The sequence below is a fragment of the Rhodoplanes sp. SY1 genome (assembly GCF_046000175.1).
Taxonomy (GTDB): Bacteria; Pseudomonadota; Alphaproteobacteria; order Rhizobiales; family Xanthobacteraceae; genus Rhodoplanes.
Window position 1 is genome coordinate 1 of record NZ_JBEOMB010000396.1, and the last position, 713, is coordinate 713.

Consider the following 713-nt stretch of genomic DNA (forward strand, 5'->3'; position numbering starts at 1 on the left):
CCGGCGAGTCGGCCGACGCGAGCCTCAGGACGAGTTCCGCCGTCGTCCGGCGGCCGTCATCGAAGACGATGAGAGTCCGGACCCGGTAGGCGTCGCTGAGCCCGGTCGTCACGCCGGTCCGCTGGTCGCCGAGAGCGTCGAGGACGAATTTCAAGTCGGGGCCCGAGCCGGGCGTCACGCTCTCCCGCGCATCGAGGAAGGCCGTCAATCGTGCGGGCGTCATCCCCGGCAATGCGGCGATCGCCTCGGCCGGCGCGATCAGGACGTTCACGTCCGGAAGCTCGCTGTAGACGGTGAGGAACCGCATGGCTTGCTCGACCAGGGCCGCAGGAAGTCCGACGACCAGCCGGAGCTCGTCGATGTCGTTGAACCCGTCGTAACGCGGAAGATACGGCAATCCGGCCGATCGATACAGGAGATCTTCCTCGTTGGTCTCTTCGATGCCGACCGCGGTGAGCTTGGCCGGAGTGCGCCATCGCACGATACGCGATGCGAAGACCTCCGCGGAGTCGCGCGGCGCTCCGAGCACCGCGAACAACCCGGCGATCATCGGCTTCGGCGCCGCATTGAGGCTGATGCGGGCCGCTTCCGACACATAGCCGACGTCCACACTGGCGCCAGCCAAGCGGACATGAAAAGATCCGCGCGGCGCCCGCTGGGAGCTCGGGGCGGAGAGCAGGTGATAGGCGGTCAGCTCCAAGCTGGCGGTGATC

At 67.6% G+C, this 713-nt stretch carries 1 protein-coding gene; it reads right to left on the minus strand.

The window, feature by feature from the left end; all coding sequences use genetic code 11:
* The coding region (locus tag ABTU92_RS29905; RefSeq protein ID WP_408095171.1) for a general secretion pathway protein GspK at positions 1 to 713 on the minus strand (713 nt) is incomplete at both ends.